Origin of the sequence: Rhodococcus sp. ENV425 (assembly GCF_002887785.1) — a bacterium.
In the GTDB taxonomy this organism is placed as follows: domain Bacteria; phylum Actinomycetota; class Actinomycetes; order Mycobacteriales; family Mycobacteriaceae; genus Rhodococcus; species Rhodococcus aetherivorans.
Genome location: NZ_PCZU01000307.1, coordinates 3,601 through 8,989 on the forward strand (window position 1 = coordinate 3,601; position 5,389 = coordinate 8,989).

General features: G+C 72.0%; 7 protein-coding genes and 1 pseudogene. All 8 read right to left on the bottom strand.

Annotated elements, in window-relative coordinates; genetic code table 11:
* Nucleotides 1–837 (bottom strand): annotated as a pseudogene (locus tag CQZ88_RS32200) (hypothetical protein); the annotation flags it as partial.
* Between the two features lie 13 nt (nt 838–850).
* Nucleotides 851–1,177: a hypothetical protein gene (locus CQZ88_RS28900; protein WP_006934927.1), complete on the bottom strand. Its 327-nt coding sequence runs from the start codon at nt 1,175–1,177 to the stop codon at nt 851–853.
* A gap of 120 nt (nt 1,178–1,297) precedes the next feature.
* Entirely contained in the window at nt 1,298–2,635 is a 1,338-nt protein-coding gene (gene glmM, locus CQZ88_RS28905) for a phosphoglucosamine mutase (RefSeq protein ID WP_006934924.1), read from the bottom strand.
* A gap of 175 nt (nt 2,636–2,810) precedes the next feature.
* Nucleotides 2,811–3,317 (bottom strand): 30S ribosomal protein S9, encoded by a 507-nt coding sequence (gene rpsI / locus CQZ88_RS28910; RefSeq protein WP_006934923.1) that lies wholly within the window; start codon nt 3,315–3,317, stop codon nt 2,811–2,813.
* On the bottom strand, nt 3,314–3,757 hold the full coding sequence (rplM, locus tag CQZ88_RS28915; protein WP_006934922.1) for a 50S ribosomal protein L13: 444 nt from the start codon (nt 3,755–3,757) through the stop codon (nt 3,314–3,316). The genes rpsI and rplM overlap by 4 nt, the downstream gene beginning before the upstream one ends.
* Before the next feature lie 223 nt (nt 3,758–3,980).
* Nucleotides 3,981–4,280, bottom strand: a complete 300-nt coding sequence (locus tag CQZ88_RS28920; RefSeq protein ID WP_006934921.1) for a WXG100 family type VII secretion target — start codon at nt 4,278–4,280, stop codon at nt 3,981–3,983.
* Between the two features lie 81 nt (nt 4,281–4,361).
* Nucleotides 4,362–4,703: a WXG100 family type VII secretion target gene (locus CQZ88_RS28925; RefSeq protein WP_230304495.1), complete on the bottom strand. Its 342-nt coding sequence runs from the start codon at nt 4,701–4,703 to the stop codon at nt 4,362–4,364.
* A gap of 131 nt (nt 4,704–4,834) precedes the next feature.
* Nucleotides 4,835–5,389, bottom strand: a 555-nt coding sequence (locus CQZ88_RS32205; RefSeq protein ID WP_258008872.1) for a type VII secretion-associated protein, incomplete at its 5' end; no start/stop codon positions are given.

The following is a 5,389-nucleotide window of genomic DNA, read 5'->3' on the forward strand; positions in this document are numbered from 1 at the left end:
GACCGCGCCTGTGAGTTCGCCCACGGCCGTCGCCAGCCGCAGCCCCGCGGCCACCAGGTCCGTCGCCGCCCCACACGGCGACCACGGATCGGTCATCGGAGCCACGCTCCGCGGGCCGGGATCCGGCGGCGCCAGCGTCGCGGCGAGTTCGGCGAGTACCGCCCGCACCGCTCGGTCGGTGTCGTCGCACAGGTCGAGGAACGACTCGACGGCCGTCTCCACCCCGGGCCGGAACACCTCGTCGCGCCACCGCCCGCACCATTGCGTGACAGCCGCGCGTTCGGGGGCCGGGCCCAGCGCCGAATCCCAGGCGGCGAGCTGGGCTGTCGTCGGGCCGTCGCCGCCCGCGGCGCCGGCCAGAATCGCGTCGATTTCCTCGACGGTGCGCCCGCCGACGGTCGTGTCGGCGAACTCGGCGGCCGCCCGGGACTTCTCCTCGACGATCGCGAGCACCGCGGCCGCCGCGTCGGTCAGCGCGCGACGTGCGGCGCCGAGCCGTGCCTGCAGGTCCTCGCCGACCGCCACATGACGGTCGAGCGCGTCGGCCGCACCCACCGCCCCGCCTCCGGTCCAGGCCGCCGCCAAGGCGTCGACGTAGGAGCGCTGCCGCGCGACCTCGGCACCCAGGGCACCCTCGAGCCGGGCGAACACGTCGGCGTCCGCGAGCAGGACGGCCGGATCCGTGCCGCGCTGCTCGTCGTAGCGTTCCCGCAACTGCGCACAGGACGGCAGGCCGGGGGCGCAGCGCTCGGCGCGGGGAAGATGCTCGGCGAAGAAGCGCAACCCGACGCGGCCCCCGTCGAGCACCAGGTCGAGCCGCTGCCCGCCCCCGGTCACCGGCCTCCTCCGGTCACCGGTGCCCCGTCGGCGGCAGGTCGACGGCCCGCAGGACCGACTCGGACTCCCGCTCCAGCCACGCGTACCCCCCGGCCGCGCGCCGCAGCGCCTCCGCGCGGGCGGCCGTCGCCGCCGACCACTCCGCGACCGCCCGATGCAGCCCGTCGTAGCGCGCTCGCACGACCTCGGCCTCGGACCGGTAGCGGTCGCCGGCCGCGTCCGGACCGAAGCCGACGGCGCGGCACGCACGCGCATGCCAGTCGATCTCGGCGGCCGAGTCCGCCAGGCCCTCGGCGATCACCCGGACCGCCGCACCGTCGAGCCCCACCCCGTCACGCACCGCGCCGCCCCCTCCCTCGTCCCCCCGGGTGGTTCGACGCAGCGGGAGGCGGATCGGTTCCCCGGCGGGGCAGAGCCGACAGATGGAGGCCGACAGATGGAGGCCGTCGGATCGGTGCCGTCAGACGGAGGCGACCGCTCCCGCGAGACGATCGGCGAGAGCACGGGCCACCGCGTCGTCGGCGGCCTCGACCATCACCCGGACCAGTTGTTCGGTGCCCGACGGACGCAGCAGCACCCGCCCGGTCTCCCCCAGTTCCCGCTCCACGGCGGCAACGGCGTCCGCGACGACGGAAGCCTTGGCCACCGCGGCCTTGTCCGACACGGGCACGTTCACCAGCACCTGCGGCAGGGTGCGCATGACCGCGGCGAGCTCCGCGAGGGGCGAAGCGGTCGCGACCATCCGTTCCATGAGGCGCAGGCCGGTGAGCACCCCGTCGCCGGTGGTTCCCAGGGCCGGCAGCACGATGTGGCCGGACTGTTCGCCGCCGAGGCTGAACGAGCCGCGGCGCAGCTCCTCGAGCACGTATCGGTCGCCGACGCCGGCGGTCACGACCGTGATCCCGGCCTCGCGCATCGCCAGGTGCAGGCCGAGGTTGCTCATCACAGTGGCGACGAGCGTGTCGGCGTGCAGCTCGCCGGCCTCGCGCATCCCGAGGGCGAGGATCGCCATGATCGCGTCGCCGTCCACCACGGTGCCCGTCGCATCGACCGCGAGGCACCGGTCGGCGTCGCCGTCGTGCGCGAGACCGAGGTCGGCGCCGTGCTCGACGACCGCGGCCCGGAGGCCGTCGAGATGCGTCGAACCGCAGCCGTCGTTGATGTTGAGCCCGTCCGGGTCGGCGTGCAGCGCGACGACCGTGGCCCCGGCCGCGGCGTACGCGGCCGGCCCGACGCGCGACGCGGCGCCGTTGGCGCAGTCCACCACGACCGTCAGGCCCGTCAGCGGCATGCGCACCGCCGTCGCGAGGTGGGCGAGGTAGCGGTCGGCGGCGTCGTCGGCGGTCCGCACCCGGCCGATGCCCGCGCCGGTGGGGCGGGCGACCCCGCCCGCACCGTGCAGCATGGCCTCGATACGGTCCTCGACGGCGTCGTCGAGCTTGTGACCGCCGGCCGCGAAGATCTTGATGCCGTTGTCCGGCATGGGGTTGTGCGACGCGGAGATCATCACGCCGAGGTCGGCGTCGTAGGCCCCGGTCAGGAACGCGACAGCCGGGGTGGGCAGCACCCCGACGGACAACACGTCGACGCCGGCCGCGGTCAGGCCCGCGGTCACGGCGGCCTCGAGCATCTCCCCGCTGGCACGGGGGTCGCGGCCCACCACCGCGACGGGGCGCCGGCCCTCGGCACCGCCTGCCAGCACGGTCGCGGCCGCCCCGGCGAGCCGTACCGCCAGTTCGACCGTGAGCTCGGCGTTCGCCAAGCCTCGCACGCCATCGGTGCCGAACATCCGACCCATCGAGCAAAGTCCTCCACGTCGAGAAATGCGGTCTCCGCCGTCCGCGGGCGCCGCCTGCTGTCGCAAAAAGTACGTCAATGCACGAGAGCAGGCGTCCGGTAGGGAATTCTCTACCGGCGCCTGCTCTCGTGGTCGAACAGGAGCCGAGGCTGACGAGGTCAGCGTCGGCGGCACATCAGCGCTTGGAGTACTGCGGTGCCTTACGGGCCTTCTTCAGGCCGTACTTCTTGCGCTCGGTGGCACGCGGGTCACGCGTGAGGAAGCCGGCGCGCTTGAGCGCGGGGCGATCCTCGGCGGTGACCTCGATCAGCGCGCGGGCGATGGCCAGGCGCAGGGCGCCGGCCTGACCCGACGGGCCGCCGCCGTGCAGGCGGGCATGCACGTCGAACTGCTCGGTGCGCTCGACCGTGACCAGCGGCGACTTGACGAGCTGCTGGTGCACCTTGTTCGGGAAGTAGTCCTCGATGGTGCGGCCGTTGAGCACGAAGTTGCCGGTGCCGGGCACGAGGCGGACGCGGACGACCGCCTCCTTGCGGCGGCCGACGGTCTGCACCGGGCGGTCGAACACGATCGGCGCGGGAGCCGGAGCGGCCTCCTCGGCCACGTACTCGTCCGCGGCGACCTCGACGTTCTCGGCGTCGGTGTACTCGTCGCTGTAGTTCTCGTTCACGTTCTCGGTCACTGCGCCACCTGCTTGATTTCGAACGGCACCGGCTGCTGCGCGGTGTGCGGGTGGTTCGGGCCCGCGTAGACCTTCAGCTTCTTCGCGATCGCGCGACCGAGCTTGTTCTTCGGGAGCATGCCGGTGACGGCCTTCTCCACCAGACGGTCCGGGTTCTTCTCCAGAACCTCACCGACGGTGCGGGACCGGAGGCCGCCCGGGTAGCCGGAGTGGTTGTACAGGAGCTTGTCCTGCTTCTTGTTGCCGGAGATGGCAACCTTGTCCGCGTTGATGATGACGACGAAGTCGCCACCGTCCACGTGGGGGGCAAAAGTGGGCTTGTGCTTGCCGCGGAGCAGGTTCGCCGCCTGCACCGCGAGGCGGCCGAGCACCACGTCGGTGGCGTCGATGACGTGCCACTGGCGGGTCACGTCGCCGGCCTTCGGTGTGTACGTAGACACAGATCTTCCTCGTCTATCGTTTCGCTGCTGGCCCGCGCGCCGCCGATGATCGCTTCCGGCGGCCAGTTGGGACCCGAGAAGCGACGTTCGCCGCGCACGAGGCAACGACGACGGACGACACGCCAACGGCACACGATACCGGGGAGGTGTGTGCACGGTCAAAACAGCACGACGTCCCGGCGGCCTCTCCACCACCGGGACGTCGCTCGCTACTCGTGTCGCTTCAGGCCTGCCACCTCCGTGCCAGCTCGGATTCGACGCTGCGCATCTCGTCGTTGCCCCGCGCCACGGCGACGGCGATCTGGTCGAGCAGCAGATTCAGCTCGGCGGATGCCCGATCCCACTTCTGCTGGGTGACGTGGTATTCGGACCGGGCCTGCCCGTCCCAGGTCTGCACCAGCGGCTCGACCTGTGACCTGATCCGGTCGAGCGTGTCGTTCATGCCGCGCTGCAGTCCGACGACGCGGGTGTGCAGGTCGTCGATGCCACCGAAGTCCTGCCGGATCACATCGGGTCCACTCATTCGTTCGTTCTCCTCGAGTCGTGAGTCGTGTTGTGCGCACGGGCCGATGCGCGGTTCCGCACCGGCCCGCCCGCAGCGGCGTCAGTAGGTGCCGTGGAGGCTGTCGCCGAGGACGTTCAGCGACTGCGCCTGGGCCTGGACGGTGTCCTCGTACGCCCGGCCGTTGGTACGGATGCCGGCGACGATCGCGGCCAGTGCCTCGTTGAGCTGGAGGGCGCTGCGGTCCCATCGCGACATCACGTCGGTGAACGCCATCCCCGACCGGCCCTGCCATACGTCCGGCGACGACGACACGGTGGTGCGCAGCGCACCGAGCAGTTGTTCGAGTTCTCCGTGGGAGTCCTCGATCTGCCGCGCCGCCGTCTCCATGGTCGCGACGTCGGTCGCCACCCGATTCGAACTGCCCTGCCCTGGTTGCGTCACGCCTGTCTCCTCCGTCGTCCCGCGTCCCGTATCCCTCCGGCCCACCGTGGCCGAAGCCGGTTCGCGCCTACATCCGATTGGACGCAGCGCCTGTCCGCCGGGTTCCCCGGCTCGGCGAACGGGGCGATCCGCTACTCCACCGTCACGGTGTGGACGGCCTGCTCGCATTCGTTCTTGATTCCCGCCCATTCGTCGACGAGGAATTGGCATCCGACCGCCACCTGCATGCCGGACTCGACCACGACGAACCAACGCACGAGCGAGAATTCGTCCGGCGCCTCCACGTAGGCGATCACCGGGCGGTCCGCGAAGGTGGTGTCGGGGTCGAGGTCACGGATCACCGGGGAACGTTCGTCCGCGCGCCGGGCCAGCACCTCCCCCACGCCGGCCAAGTCCATATCTTCACGAAGAAGACTGTGCACCAGCACTATTCGCCGATCCCTCCCGCCGGCGGGGACGAGTTCGACGCGCTCGGCCCCGGCAGGCACAGGGTCGCGGACCCTCCAGTCCCCCGGCAGTTCCAGCCGGACGGGCCCGAGTTCGTGACGAACCGAAGGTGGGCGCGGCATGGGCTGTCTCGTCGCCGAGGACTCATCGGCCGAGTCGCCGGCGACGGGAACCTCCGCGCCCACCGCGGGCAGGTCCGCGCCCTGTCCTGCAGTCCACACCCAGCCGGCCGTCGCGGC